The following is a 13282-nucleotide window of genomic DNA, read 5'->3' on the forward strand; positions in this document are numbered from 1 at the left end:
CCGGCGCGAATCAGTGGCCGGGGACCTGCTCGAACAACCCCATCGTGCAGCACTTGGGGCCACCGCCGCCCTGCTGGAGCTGCGGCATGTCGATGGGGACGGGTTCGTAACCGCGGTCGGCGAGTTGGCGGCACAGGTCGTCCGCCGTGCCGTGGATCACCACGTGCCGCCCGTCGGACCACGCGTTGAGGCCGAGCTGGTGCGCGTCGTGGTCGGTCGCGATGATCGCGTCCGGGAAGAGGCGCTCCAGCATCCGGCGGCTGTCGGGCGAGAATGCCTTGGGGTAGTAGGCGACGGTGATCCCGTCGATCACGCAGAGCGCCGTGTCGAGGTGGTAGAACTTCTCGTCGATCAACTGCAGGCCGACGACGGGGCGCGCGAAGAACTGCTGGGCCTCGAAGTGCGCCTCCCGGTCGGTGCGGAAGCCCGTGCCGGCGAGGATGTACTCCTCGGTCAGCAGGAAGTCGCCCTCGCCTTCGCTCGTCGCCTGCGACAGCCGCACCTCGTAGCCCGCGTCGCGGAACCACGCCTCGTGCGCCCGCCGCTCACCGGCGCGCTCCGCACTGTTGAAGCGGGCGACGAACGCCCGGCGCTCGATCGCCAGCGCCCCGTTCGCCGCGAAGACCATCTGGGTGAGGCCTGGCCTGGGGTCGACGATCTCGACCTGATGCCCGAAGCCCTCGTAGGTGCGGCGCAGGGTCTCCCACTCGGCCATCGCGGCGTCCCGGTCGGTCTCGGGGTCCTCGGGCGTCCACGGGTTGTCGTCGGTGATCTCGTAGTGGGCGGGCGGGCACATGAGGACGCGGCGCCGTTCCTCGCGGGTCCGCGTGGCGGGTTCCCCCATCGCCTTCCTCCTTGTGGCTCAGTGCTGGTCGTCGGGCGGGAAGTCGCCGAGGGACGTGAGGTCCGCCGCCGCGATCCGGAGGCGGACCCGGCCCGGGGCCAGCTCGGCGATCTCGTCCCAGCGGGCGATGGTGGTGCCCCGGTGCAGGCGCTTGACGATGGCCTTGATCAGCCATGGCCCGTCCGGGCCGGGCCGGCCCTCGCCGTAGCCCATCAGGCGGCCGGTGCGGCGCGGGGAGATCAGGACGGCGTCGAAGCGCAGCGCGGCCCGGTGGCCGAGCGGCGGCCCGTCCTCGCTGAAGCGCACGTCCACGACGTCGCCGACGGGCCGGTCGTCGGCGTCGATGACGGTCGCGCCGAGCAGCTCACTCGCCCGCATCGCCGCTCCCCTTCCCGGCGGCCCTGGGGATCTTGCCGATGACGTGGTCGCGCGTCCAGCTCTCGAGGCGGACGACGTCCAGCGCCTCCGGCGACCGGTCGACCTGGATGGCCTGCCCCAGCCCCGTGACGGCACGGTAGTCGACGCGGGCGGGCCGCGGGTCGCCGTCGTCCTTGAGGCGGCGGCCGACGGCGTGGATGAACCGGCCCAGCCTGCCGCCGATGCGCGGGCCGAGCGCGAGCGGCCCCGCCAGCAGCGCCGCGACGTACGGGCGGCCGTCCTCGTCGACGTCGAGTTCGACGTCGTCGACCTTGCAGACCATCCGGTCCTGGCCGTTCAGGACCTGCCGGTCGAGCAGGCCCTGCTGGGCGTAGATGTAGCGCGGCGCGGACGGCCGTTCCGCGGGGTTCACGTCAGGAGGGGTCACGTCATTCACCCGCCTTGGTAGCGATCATCAGGGGGATGGCGACCACCGACACCACCATCAGCAGGATCAGGTAGACCGAGCCGAAGACGTTGGAGACGTGGCCGTTGGCCTTGTCGCCCATGAACTGGCGGTCGTTGGCGACCACCAGCACCGGCAGGTACGTGAGCGGCAGGGCGATGGCCGAGAACACCAGCGAGTACTCGGTCACCGTGATCGGGTCGACCGTCGTCAGGATCCCCATGCCGGCGATCAGCAGGCTGGCGAGGACGACGGTGTGGAACCGGGCGGCCTTGACGGGTGCGACGAACTTGCCCCACTGCCAGCCGAAGTACTGGGCGACCGTGTAGCCGCAGGACAGGGCGGTCTCGAGCGTGGCACCGAAAGTGGCCGCGAAGATCCCGAGGATCGCGAACGCGAAGCCGACCTGGCCGAGGCCCACGACGGTGGGCAGGACGACCTGGCTGAGATCGTCGACCTGGACCGCCGCCGGCTGGAACACCACCGTGGCGCACGCGGCGATGGAGAGCGACAGCAGTCCCCCGAGCGGGAATCCGAGGAAGACGTTCATCCGGCTCGTGAGCAGGTCCCTGCGGTTCCAGCGTTCCTCGACGCCGCCCGAGGAGAAGAAGAACACCTCGTAGGGCGTCATCGCGCCGCCGAACAGCGCGATCGCGTAGTAGAAGTAGGTCGGCAGGCCCTCCTGCTCGGGCAGCGACGGATGGAACGCCTGGTGGCCGAGCTCTCCCCAGTCCGGGCCGAGCGCCCAGAGCGCCGCGGCGAAGGCGAGCAGCCCGAGGCCGCCGAGCGCGAACAGGTTGTCCATGACCGAGAACCGCATGCGCCAGACCACCAGCCAGGCCGTCAGCATGATCACCGGCACGAACAGCAGGTAGCTGACGCCGGTCACCAGCTCCAGGGCCAGCGCCGCACCGCCGATCTCCGCGGCGAGCGTCAGCAGCGTGATCAGGAACGAGGCGCTCAGGTTGGCCAGCGCCGCCCGCGGTCCGAGCCGCTCGCGCACGAGGTCGAACACGGGCCGGTGCGAGACGGCCGCGATCCGCCCGGACATCTCCGCGAACAGGCAGATCCCGATGATCGCGACGACCATCACCCACGCCAGCCCGAGCCCGAAGCGAGCGCCGATGAGCGAGTTGGCGACCAGGTCGCCGATGTCGACGAATCCCCCGAACGCGGTCACCACGCCCAGCGCGAGGGCGTACACCCGCTTCACGAGTGCTCCTCGGCGAACCGGTCGAGCCGGTCGGCGATCGCGTCCAGCGCCTGAAGGGTCGCGCGGTCGGGCCGGAAGCCGCCGCGCCGCGAGTCGATGCGCAACTGGGCGACCTGGTCGACGGCCTCGGTGAGCAGCTCGTCCAGCCCGTCGCGGAGGTCGTCGGCCGCGCTGGAGGGCGGCTGGACCGAGTCGAACGTGGACTGAACGCTGGTCAGCGCGGTCTCCTGGTCGGAGAACACCACCGAGAGGTAGCGCGCGGGGGCCTTCCCGTCCACCGCCGCCTGGACCGCGATCCGGGCGGTCCGCACCGAGGACACCGCGGCCTCGGCCGTGTTGGCGGCCTTGGCGGTGAAGTCGCCGTCCGTGCGCGACGGCCCCGCGCAGCCGGTCAGGCAGACCAGCGCCGCGGCGGCCGCGAGCCCCACCCGGCCCCTCACCGCTGGTCTCTCAGCAGCAACCAGCCCAGCGCGGCCAGGATCGCGAGCAGCTGCCCCCAGGCCGCGAGCAGCACCAGGCCTTCGTTCTCCACGGCATCGATCCCCCCTCCGACCTCATCATCCCCACCGTCCGGGTCCAAAACCCCGGCCCGCCGCCCTTGATCATCGCCACGCATGGGGACCGCTTTTGCGGGCATGAGCGGCGCAGGCAAATGAAGGAGGACGGATGGACGCGATCGTGTTGCTGAAAGACGATCACAAGACCGTGGAGCAGCTCTTCAAGAAGTTCGAGAAGGCCGGGGACAACGCGCTGAAGACCAAGCGGAAGCTGGTCGACCAGATCATCGAAGAGCTGACCGTGCACGCCTACATCGAGGAACAGCTCTTCTACCCGGCCGCGCGCGAGGCCGCCCCCGACACCAAGGACCACATTCTCGAAAGCGTCGAGGAACACCACGTCGTGGTGTGGATGCTCTCGGAGCTGTCCGGCATGGACCCCTCCGACGAGCGCTTCGACGCGAAGGTCACCGTCCTCATGGAGAACGTGCGCCACCACGTGGAGGAAGAGGAAAAGGACTGGTTCCCCGACGTGCGCAAGGCCATGGGCCGTAAGGCGCTTCAGGAGCTCGGCGAAAGAATGGCGGCGGCGAAGTCCAAGGCCCCCAAGGACCCGCTAGCCAATATGAGCGCCAAGCAGTGACACAGAAACGGCCGTGGCGGCCAGCGCGCCGCCTAGGCCGACGAAGGAACGGCGGCCGTGGCACCACTCAGAGCCGGAACCGCCTCCCGCGCGCTGGGAGCCGCCGCGCTCGTTGCAGGAGCCGCAGCGGTCATCGCGGGGAGCAGGGCCGGGACGGGGGTGGAGCTGAAGCCCGCTGCCATCGCCTCGGCGGCGCGGGTGCGCTTGATGCGGACGAGGACATAGGTGGCGAGCAGGGCGGCGGCCGTGGTGATCACGCCTGCCAGCACCAGCGCGGTACGCGGGCCCAGCGTGTCGCAGAGGGCGCCGAGGGCGGGCGGGCCGACGGCGCCGGCGGCGGCGCCGACCATGCCCTGGGCGGCGATCACGCGGCCGCGCAGGTGGTCGGGGCTGTCGAGCTGGGCCCGGGTGCTGACGACGGTGTCGATGATCACCGCGCCGGCCGCCACCGGCACCATCACGAGGGCGAAGACCACCAGGCCCGGCGACACGCCGGCGAGCAGCTGGCCGACCGAGACCGCCACCGACACGGCCAGCAGCAGGCCCAGGGGCAGCCGTGCCCGCGCCGCCGCGTAGAGGCCGCCGAGGATCGTGCCGATCGCGAAGGCCACCGAGAGCATGCCGTAGCCTCCGGCGCCAGCGTCCAGCGGCCCGTCGCTCATGGCCGCCATGGTCACCTGGTAGTTGCGCCCGAGGCTGCCCATCACGAACGCCAGGGCGAAGGTCACCAGCAGCCACGGGGTGCGCAGCACGTACCGCAGGCCGTCGGCGATACCGCGCTCGCTGGCGGCGGCGGCCGGGAGCACGTGCATCTCGCCGCGCCGCATCAGCAGGATCGCCGCGATGACGGCGAGGAAGCTGGCCGCGTTGGCCACGAACACGCCCGGAACCCCCAGGAGCGGGATCAGCGCGCCGGCCAGGCTCATGCCCAGGATCCGCCCGGCCGAGTTGATCACCGAGCCCAGCGCCAGCGCGTTGGACAGATCATCGGGGCCGACCACCTCGGCGCCGAACCGGCCCAGCGCGGGGCCGCTGAACGCGCCGACGACGCCGGACGCCAGCGAGATCGCGTACAGGCCGCCGGTGGACTGGGCGTCGCCCGCCGCGATGAACGCCAGCAGGACGGCCAGCGAGCCCTGGAGCACCTGGGCGGTGAGCACGATCGGCCGCACCGGCAGGCGGTCGGCGAGGGCGCCGGCCAGCGGGCCGAGCAGCAGCGCGGGCGCCGCGTTGAGCACCAGGCCGAGCCCGACGCTGGTCGCCGAGTGGGTGATGGACAAGATCAACCAGTTCAGCGCCAGCGCCTGCATCCACGTTCCGGTGATGGAGACCATGTCCGAAACTGCCCACAACTTGTAGTTGTGATGACGCAGCGAGCGAAACATCGCTGGTAGAGCCACGTGTCTTTACCTCTCCTTGGGGGTTCCGAGGGTTTTCAACAAGGCGGCTCTATCCAGGCTTCCAGTCCACCCGAAATGTGAAGCGGGTCACCGGGATGTGTCCGGGACAAGTGGGTATGCGAGCGGCATGAAGTTCGGATACACGCTGCTCTGCGAGCAGACCCCGCCCAAACAGCTGATCGACGATCTCGTCGGGGCCGAGGAGGTCGGCTTCGACTACTCGGTCATCTCCGACCACTACTTCCCCTGGCTGGAGGAGGAGCAGGGGCACTCGGCCTACGTCTGGTCGGTGCTGGGCGCGCTGGCCCAGGCCACCGACGCGATCCCGCTGATGACGTTCGTGACCTGCCCGATCATGCGCTACCACCCCGCCGTGGTCGCGCAGAAGGCGGCGACCGTCGGGATCCTGTCCGACGGCCGTTTCACGCTGGGGCTCGGCTCGGGCGAGAACCTCAACGAGCACATCGTCGGCAGGGGCTGGCCCTCGGTGGACGTGCGGCACGAGATGTTCACCGAAGCGGTGGAGATCATCAAGGAGCTGTTCGGCGGCGGCTACGTCAACTACCGGGGACGGCACTTCACGGTCGACTCGGCCAAGATCTTCGACCTGCCGGAGCGGCCCGTGCCGATCGGCATGGCGGCCGCGGGGCCCCGGGCCGGCCGGCTCGCCGCCAAGTACGCCGACGCGTTCATCTCCGACCAGCCCGTCGGCGACGTCCTCAAGCTCTTCAACGAGAACGGCGGCTCGGGCAAGCCGGCGTACGGCCAGATCCCGATCTCCTACGGCACCGACGCGGACGAGGCCAAGGAGATCGCGCACCGGTACTGGAAGTTCTCCGCCCCCGGCTGGAAGGTGATGGCCGAGCTCCCCGGGCCGAAGGGCTTCGAGGCCGCCTCCGAGACCGTGCGCCCGGACGACGTCGCCAAGGCGGCGCCCTACGGAGACGACGTCGAACGCTACGTCCAGGCCGTGCAGCAGTGGGCGGACGCGGGATTCACGCACATCTCCTTCTGCCAGAGCGGACACGACCGGCAGAAGGACTTCCGCCGCTGGGCCGAGGTCGAACTGCTGCCCGAACTGCGCGAACGCTTCGCCTGAGGCACGCTTCGCTTGAGGAAGGACATCCCCATGACCAGTGCCGCGGCTGCCCATTCCCCGGCGGGCTCAGGCGATCCGAAAGCCGAGCCCCAGGCGGTGCGGCGCGCCGTCATGGCGTCCACCATGGGAAACGCCGTGGAGTGGTTCGACTACGGCGTCTTCACGTCCGGAGCGATCACCGGCATCATCGGCACGGCGTTCTTTCCCGGCGACTCCAACGCCGTGCTCAAATCGCTGGCACTCGTCGCGATCGGGTTCATCGTGCGGCCGTTCGGCGGCGCCTTCTTCGGCCCGCTGGGCGACAAGATCGGCCGGAAGCCGGTGCTGGCGCTGACCATCCTGCTGATGTCGACCTGCACGTTCCTGGTCGGCGTGCTGCCCACCTACGCCGCCATCGGCATCGCCGCGCCCCTGCTGTTGCTGTTGCTCCGGCTGATCCAGGGCTTCTCCACCGGCGGGGAGTACGGCGGCGCCGCCACGTTCATCGCCGAGTACGCGCCGACGAAGAAGCGGGGCTTCTACGGCAGCTTCCTCGAAGTGGGAACGCTGACCGGCTACGTCCTGGGAAACGGCACGGTGCTGACCGTGAGCCTGCTGGCCGGGACGGAGGCGATGCACGACTGGGCCTGGCGCATCCCCTTCATCATGGCGCTGCCGCTGGGCATCGTCGGGCTCTACTTGCGGTCCAAGCTGGAGGATCCGCCGGCGTTCCGGCACCTGGAGGAGACGGGCCAGAAGCCGGACAAGGTTCCCCTGAAGGAGACGCTGGTCGGCCACTGGCCGATGATCCTCAACCTCATCGGGATCGTCATCCTGCTGAACGTGGCGGACTACATGCTGCTGACCACGATGCCGTCGTACTTCACCTCGCATCTGGACATCGGCGCCAACACCTCCACGATGATCATCATCGGGGTGGAGCTCGCGCAGCTCTGCGTGCTGGTCCCGCTCGGCATGCTGTCCGACCGCGTCGGGCGAAAACCGCTGCTGCTGGCCGCCGCCATCGGCTTCCTGCTGCTCAGCTATCCCGCGATCCGGCTGATGCAGACCGGGAGCCTCGGCACCCTCATCATCGGCTTCGGCATGGTCGCGTTCCTGCTGGCGCTGATCCTCGCGGTCATCGGCTCAACGTTCCCGGCGATGTTCCCGACACGCGTGCGCTACGGCTCGTTCGCCATCGGCTACAACGTGTCGACCGCCCTGTTCGGCGGCACCGCCGGCGTGATCGTCGAGGCGCTGATCAACAAGACCGGGGACAAGAACTGGCCCGCCTACTACCTGATGGGCGCCGCGGCGATCGCGATCGTCCCGATCCTGCGCACCCCGGAGACGGCCCAGGTGCCGATCGAGGTGATCGACGAGGAGACCGACACGCACGAGGAGGCGCTCACCGCACCCGGTGCCCGGGGTTGAGCCCGCCGAGCGAGGCGCGGGCGCGCCGCTCGTCGTCGGCCCGCCCGAGATCGGCGAACGTGGCGGCGCACCACTCCAGATCGGCCCGTGCCTCGGCGTGCCGGCCGAGCGCCTCGTGGCTCTCCGCCAGCCGCATCCGGAGGTCCGCTCCTGCCGCGGCGGCCTCCTCCCCGTCGAAGAGCTCGGCGGCGATCTCCAGATGGGCGGCCGCCTCCTCGTGCCGTCCCAGCTCCTGGTGCGAGTAGCCCCACAGCTCGTGGAAGTAGGCCTCCCCCAGCTTGTGCCCGATGCCGGTGGTGAGGCGCAGCCCCTCCTCGCAGAGCGACGGCAGCCTGCCGAAGTGCCCGGCGGCCAGGTGCACGCGGATCAGGCTGTGGAGCGCGATGCCCTCGTACGTGGCCTCCCCGAGGTCGCGGGCGATGGCGAGCGACTCCTCGCACGAGGCGACGGCCCGTTCGGGCTCACCGATCTGGCTGTAGACGAGCCCGAGCACCCGCAGCGCGGCGAACTGGGTGTGCGGGTCGTCCAGCTTGCGCGCCAGCAGCAGCGCGCGCTCGGCGTCGTCGCGGGCGTCGTGCGGGCGGCCGAGGTACTGGACGCTGTACGCGCGCAGCTCCAGGGCGCGGGCCAGATCCTGCCGGCTGTCGGTCTCGGCGAAGATGGCGGCGCAGGCGTCGATCAGCGGCAGTGCCTCGGCGGGCCTGCCGCGGTCGGCGGCGATGACCTTGGCGGCGCGGAACCGTGCCCGCGCGGCGGCGGGGGCGTCGCCCTCGCGCTCGGCCGCCGCCGCGACGATCCGCCACAGGTGCTCGGCCTCCTCGTGCAGGTGGTGCAGGTTCAGATGGGACGCCATGCGCAGGACGAGCCCGGTGGCCAGCCGGAAGCGCCCGGCGGCGCACGCGACCGACACGGCGGTGCGCAGGTTGGGCAGCTCGCTGGCGAACCAGGCGGCCGGGTCGGGCTCGATGAGCCGCTTGACCAGGTCGTCGCTCACCGCCATGCGCGGGACGAACCGCGACGGCGGCGGGAAGTAGGGGTCGTGCGGCACGAGGGAGTCGGCGTGGTCGACGAGCTCCAGCCAGCCGATGGTCAGCCGTTCCAGCGCGGGCTCGGCCTCGGGATCGTCGGCGAGCCGTTCGGCGGCGTAGTCGCGCAGCAGATCGTGGAGGCGGTACCGGGGCTGGTGCACCTGGTCGACGCCGGCCGCGGAGAGCAGGCTCTTGTCGACCAGGGTGTCGACGACCTCCTCAGCGGACGGGTCGTCGAGCAGCACCCCCACCACCCAGGGCGCGAAGTCGTGCGGCCCGGCGAGGGCGAGCATGCGGAACGCCCGCCGGGCCCGTTCGTCCAGCGCCTGGTAGCTGGCCTCGATCAGCGCCCGCACGGCGGTGTTGCCCGCCACCAGATGGTCGAGCCGGCGCTCGGGGTCGGTGAGCAGGCCGGCCATGTGCGCCAGGGGCCAGGTCGGCCGGCCCGCCAGCCGGGCGCCGACGATGCGCACCGCCAGCGGGAACCCGTCGCAGGCCGCCACGACGCGGGCCGCCGCGGCCTCCTCGGCGGTCACCCGGTGCGGCCCGATGATCCGCCCGAGCATGCGGAGGGCCTCCGGGTCGCTCAGCCGTTCGAGCCCGAGCAGATGCGCGCCGTCGAGGTTGAGCGAGCGGTTGCGGCTGGTGATGAGGATCGCGCAGCCGGCCGTGCCGGGCAGCAGCGGCTGGATCTGCTCGGGCCACGCCGCGTCGTCGGCGACCACCAGGACCCGCTTCCCTGCCAGCCGGGACCGGTAGAGCGCGGCGCGTTCGGCGAGGGTCTCGGGAATGTCGGCGGGGGCGACCCCGATCGCCCGCAGGACCTCGTTGAGCACGGCCGCCGGGTCGCGCGGGGTCTGTGACGCCCCGGCGAGCTGGAGGTAGAGCTGGCCGTCCGGGAACAACGGGGTGACCAGGTGCGCGACGTGCAGGGCCAGGGACGTCTTGCCCACGCCCGGCGGACCGCTGATGTGCACGACGGGCGGCGCGGTCGCCTCCGCGGCGGACGCCAGCAGCTGGCGCAGCCTGCCCCGCTCCGTCTCGCGGCCGGTGAAGTCGCGCACGTCGGGCGGGAGCTGGCGGGCCAGCGGCTGCCGGGGCGGGCGCGCCGCCCGGGCGGGATGCCCGCCGGTGCCCGCGGCCCGCGCCGCCTTCGGGTTCAGGCCGGGATCGTCGACCTTGATCCGGTGCCACATGCGCTGCAGCTCGGGGCCCGGCTCGGCGCCGGCCGCCTGCTCCAGCATCTCGTGCGCCTCGTCGTAGGACTGGAGGGCCTCGGTCTTGCGGCCGGACCGGTACAGCGCGAGCAGCAGCTGCGCCCACAGGTGCTCGTTGAGCGGGTCGTCGAACACCCAGGCCCGCAGCTCGGGGACGAGCGCCCGGTGCCGGCCGAGGGCGAGCCGGGCCTCCACCAGCTCCTCGCGGACGACGCGGCGTTCGGCCAGCAGCCCCGCCGTGATGCCGGCCATGGCCGAGGTCGCCGGAAGGTCGTCCAGCGGCGGATCGCGCCAGAGGGCGAGGGCGCGCTCGTAGAGCTCGGCCGCCAAGGGGTCGTCGCCGCGGCCGCGGGCCTCGCGGGCCTGGTGGACGCGGTCCCGGAACGTGCCGAGGTCGACCGTGTCACCGTCGCTCAGCTGGAGCCTGTAACCGCCATGGCCTGGCGGAACGCGCTCGGCGGACAGCACCCGGCGCACGCCCGCGACGCAGGTCTTGATGGCCCCGGTGCGGTCGGCGCGGTCGCCGTCCGCGCCCGGATCCCAGAGCAGCGCCTGCAGCTGGTCGGACGAGAGCGCCTGGCCGCTCTTGAGGACCAGGACGCTGATCGCCGAACGGATCAGCGGCTGGGAGACCGCGATGGCTTCACCATCGTCGGCGCGGATCTCCAGCCGCCCAAGAATTCGAAACTCCACTGGCCTTCTCGCAGCCTCTCCATGCCTCCTGGAAGGCCAAGCTAGTGAATGACGGCGGCGACAATCATGGCCGGATGTGGTCATGAGTCAATGCGAGTAAGAGATTGTGTTGCCGGGGCCTGCGACATCACCAGGCCGGGCGACGCCGGTCGTGCCGTCCCGGCGCCGGCACCTGCGGGCCCGCTCACCTTCCGCTGACCTTCGCGGCCTACCGTCGTTGACCCCCCGCCGTTTCCCGCCCCGGTGGTTCCTCCGATCCGCACCCCCGCCCCGGTTCCCTGCCCCCGCCCGGAGCACCCGAGGAGGGTGAGCATGACGATGACATCCCGGCCCTCGGCCGGTGACTTCAGCCGCGACCGGCTGGAACTGGACCCCGAGCTCGGCCGGATCCGGCGCGGCGCACCGGTCGCGCGGGTCCGGCTCGCCGACGGGACCGACGGCTGGCTGGTCACCGGCTGGGCGGAGGCGCGGCAGGTCCTGGCCGATCCGGCGTTCAGCCGGGCCCGGGCCGTGGGCCGCCCGAGGGGCGCGCTGCGCCGGGAGACCTTCCTCACCGACATGGACCCGCCCGAGCACACGCGGGTGCGCCGCCAGGCGGTGCGCGCCTTCACCCACCGGCGCGTGCGGGAGCTCCGGCCCCGGGTGGAGGAGATCACCGACTGGCTGCTGGACCGGATGGAGCTCGACGGCGCGCCCGCCGACCTGGTCGAGCGGCTGGCCCTGCCGCTCCCGGTCACCGTCATCTGCGAGCTGCTCGGCGTGCCGCCGGCCGACCGGTTCCGCTTCCAGGGCTGGTCCGACGCGTTCCTGTCGGTCTCCGCGTACGCGGCGGCGGACGTGGCGGCCGCGCAGGAGAGCCTGGACGCCTACCTCGGCGAGCTGATCGCGCGGCGCCGGGCGGCACCGGCCGACGATCTGCTGTCGGCGCTGGTCCACGCGCACGACGAGGACGGCGAGCTCACCTCGACCGAACTGATCGACCTAGGCATCGGGCTGCTGATCGCCGGGTACGAGACCACCGCCGGCCAGATCACCAACCTGGCCTACACGCTCCTCACCCGGCGGGACGACTGGCTGCGGCTGGCCGGCCGGCCCGACCTGCTGCCGGGGGCCATCGAGGAGCTCCTGCGCTTCGTGCCCCTGGGCTCGGACACCGGCATGCCCCGCGTCGCGACCCGCGACATCGAGCTCGGCGGGGTGCTCATCTGCGAGGGGGACACGGTCCTGGTGGCCCGCGCGGCCGCCAACCGCGACGAACGGGTCTTCCCCGACGGCGAGACGCTCGTCCTCGACCGGGCCGAGAACCCGCATCTGGCGTTCGGCCACGGCATCCACCACTGCCTGGGCGCCCACCTGGCACGCCTCGAACTCCAGGTCGCGCTCGGCGCCCTGCTCGCCCGCTTCCCCACGCTCCGCGTCGCGGTGCCCGAGCCGGAGCTGCGGTGGAAACAGGGGCTGAGCGTGCGCGGCCTCCACCGGCTCCCGGTCACCTGGAGCGAAGCGGAGCGATGAACGAGCGCGGACCGACCGGCCCGCCGAGGGTGACGACGGCGGGCCCGGGGTGGACCCCGGCGGGCGGCGGCACCGATCTGGCCAGTCCCGCGCGGCTCTACGACTACCTGCTCGGCGGCATGGACAACTACGCCGCCGACCGCGAGCTCGCCCACCGGCTCCTGGAGCTCCAGCCCGGGGTGGCCGCCGCCGCGCGGGCGAACCGCGCGTTCCTCACCCGGGCGGTCGGTCTCCTCGCCGGGCGCGGCGTCCGCCAGTTCCTCGATCTCGGCTGCGGGCTGCCCGCCCGGGAGAACGTGCACCGGATCGCCTCGCGCCGCGTCCCCGGCGCACGCGTGGTGTACGTCGACCACGATCCGGTCGTCCTCGCCCACGCCCGTGCCCTGCTCGCCCAGGACGGCAATGTCGCCGTCGTCCAGTCCGACCTGCGCAAGCCGGACGAGCTGCTCGGCGACGTCATGACCGGCGGCCTGCTCGACTGGGCGGAGCCCGTCGCCGTGCTGCTCACCGCGGTGCTGCATTTCGTGGCGGACGCCGACGACCCGGCCGGGATCCTCGCCGCCCTGCGCGCCGAGCTCGCACCCGAGAGCGCACTGGTGATCTCGCACGCCACGGCCGGGACGCCCCCGGACACGGCCAAAGCTGCCGCCGACCTCTACACCACCGCCTGTGTCACCCCGCTGGTCCTCCGCTGCCGCGAGGAGGTCGCGACGTTCTTCGGCGACTTCGAACTGCTCGAACCCGGCCTGGTGCCCACCGCGGAATGGCGTCCCCTGGACGAGTCGCCGCCACCACCGCGTGGACAGCTCCTCGCCGGGGTCGCGATACGGAGGCCCGGAACCAATCCCTAGGGGAATTAGGGTCCTGACCGGAAGGCAGTCGGCCGCTAGCCTGGCAGGC

The 13282-nt window shown here is 71.9% G+C and carries 12 protein-coding genes; 5 read left to right on the plus strand and 7 right to left on the minus strand.

Translation table 11 applies throughout. The annotated features are described in order from the left end of the window. Positions 1 to 10: 10 nt before the first annotated feature. The 5 genes from ddaH to ACGFNU_RS49515 are packed head-to-tail and all read right to left on the minus strand — an operon-like array spanning position 11 to position 3320. Positions 11 to 844, minus strand: a complete 834-nt coding sequence (gene ddaH / locus ACGFNU_RS49495) for a dimethylargininase (RefSeq protein ID WP_392603756.1) — start codon at positions 842 to 844, stop codon at positions 11 to 13. Between the two features lie 18 nt (positions 845 to 862). Beyond that, complete coding sequence (locus tag ACGFNU_RS49500; protein WP_392603757.1) at positions 863 to 1222, minus strand: PRC-barrel domain-containing protein; 360 nt, start codon at positions 1220 to 1222, stop codon at positions 863 to 865. Then, entirely contained in the window at positions 1209 to 1649 is a 441-nt protein-coding gene (locus tag ACGFNU_RS49505) for a hypothetical protein (RefSeq protein ID WP_392603758.1), read from the minus strand. Before ACGFNU_RS49505 ends, ACGFNU_RS49500 begins: the two co-directional genes overlap by 14 nt. Position 1650: 1 nt before the next feature. After that, the gene (locus ACGFNU_RS49510) at positions 1651 to 2880 is read right to left on the minus strand and encodes an NRAMP family divalent metal transporter (RefSeq protein ID WP_392603759.1); all 1230 of its coding nucleotides are present in this window, start codon (positions 2878 to 2880) and stop codon (positions 1651 to 1653) included. Continuing rightward, positions 2877 to 3320 (minus strand): hypothetical protein, encoded by a 444-nt coding sequence (locus tag ACGFNU_RS49515; protein WP_392603760.1) that lies wholly within the window; start codon positions 3318 to 3320, stop codon positions 2877 to 2879. Before ACGFNU_RS49515 ends, ACGFNU_RS49510 begins: the two co-directional genes overlap by 4 nt. Positions 3321 to 3546: 226 nt before the next feature. On the opposite strand from ACGFNU_RS49515, the gene ACGFNU_RS49520 reads away from it, so the two are divergent. Next, positions 3547 to 4020, plus strand: a complete 474-nt coding sequence (locus ACGFNU_RS49520; protein WP_392603761.1) for a hemerythrin domain-containing protein — start codon at positions 3547 to 3549, stop codon at positions 4018 to 4020. Positions 4021 to 4052: 32 nt separating this feature from the next. On the opposite strand, the gene ACGFNU_RS49525 is transcribed toward ACGFNU_RS49520, so the two are convergent. Continuing rightward, positions 4053 to 5405: an MFS transporter gene (locus tag ACGFNU_RS49525; protein ID WP_392603794.1), complete on the minus strand. Its 1353-nt coding sequence runs from the start codon at positions 5403 to 5405 to the stop codon at positions 4053 to 4055. Positions 5406 to 5547: 142 nt separating this feature from the next. Here ACGFNU_RS49525 and ACGFNU_RS49530 point away from each other — a divergent pair, with 142 nt between their 5' ends. Continuing rightward, positions 5548 to 6519 (plus strand): TIGR03557 family F420-dependent LLM class oxidoreductase, encoded by a 972-nt coding sequence (locus tag ACGFNU_RS49530; RefSeq protein WP_392603762.1) that lies wholly within the window; start codon positions 5548 to 5550, stop codon positions 6517 to 6519. A 30-nt stretch (positions 6520 to 6549) separates the two neighbouring features. Then, positions 6550 to 7932 carry an MFS transporter gene (locus ACGFNU_RS49535; RefSeq protein ID WP_392603763.1) on the plus strand — a complete coding sequence of 461 codons (1383 nt, stop codon included), beginning with the start codon at positions 6550 to 6552 and terminating at the stop codon, positions 7930 to 7932. Here ACGFNU_RS49535 and ACGFNU_RS49540 read toward each other — a convergent pair. Then, positions 7907 to 10870, minus strand: coding sequence for a BTAD domain-containing putative transcriptional regulator (locus tag ACGFNU_RS49540; RefSeq protein WP_392603764.1), 2964 nt, complete (start codon positions 10868 to 10870; stop codon positions 7907 to 7909). The genes ACGFNU_RS49535 and ACGFNU_RS49540 overlap by 26 nt on opposite strands. A 312-nt stretch (positions 10871 to 11182) precedes the next feature. On the opposite strand from ACGFNU_RS49540, the gene ACGFNU_RS49545 reads away from it, so the two are divergent. Further along, positions 11183 to 12382 carry a cytochrome P450 gene (locus ACGFNU_RS49545; RefSeq protein WP_392603765.1) on the plus strand — a complete coding sequence of 400 codons (1200 nt, stop codon included), beginning with the start codon at positions 11183 to 11185 and terminating at the stop codon, positions 12380 to 12382. Next, positions 12379 to 13233 (plus strand): SAM-dependent methyltransferase, encoded by an 855-nt coding sequence (locus ACGFNU_RS49550; protein ID WP_392603766.1) that lies wholly within the window; start codon positions 12379 to 12381, stop codon positions 13231 to 13233. The genes ACGFNU_RS49545 and ACGFNU_RS49550 overlap by 4 nt, the downstream gene beginning before the upstream one ends. Positions 13234 to 13282: the final 49 nt, after the last annotated feature.

It is taken from the genome of Spirillospora sp. NPDC048911 (assembly GCF_043198015.1).
Taxonomy (GTDB): Bacteria; Actinomycetota; Actinomycetes; order Streptosporangiales; family Streptosporangiaceae; genus Spirillospora.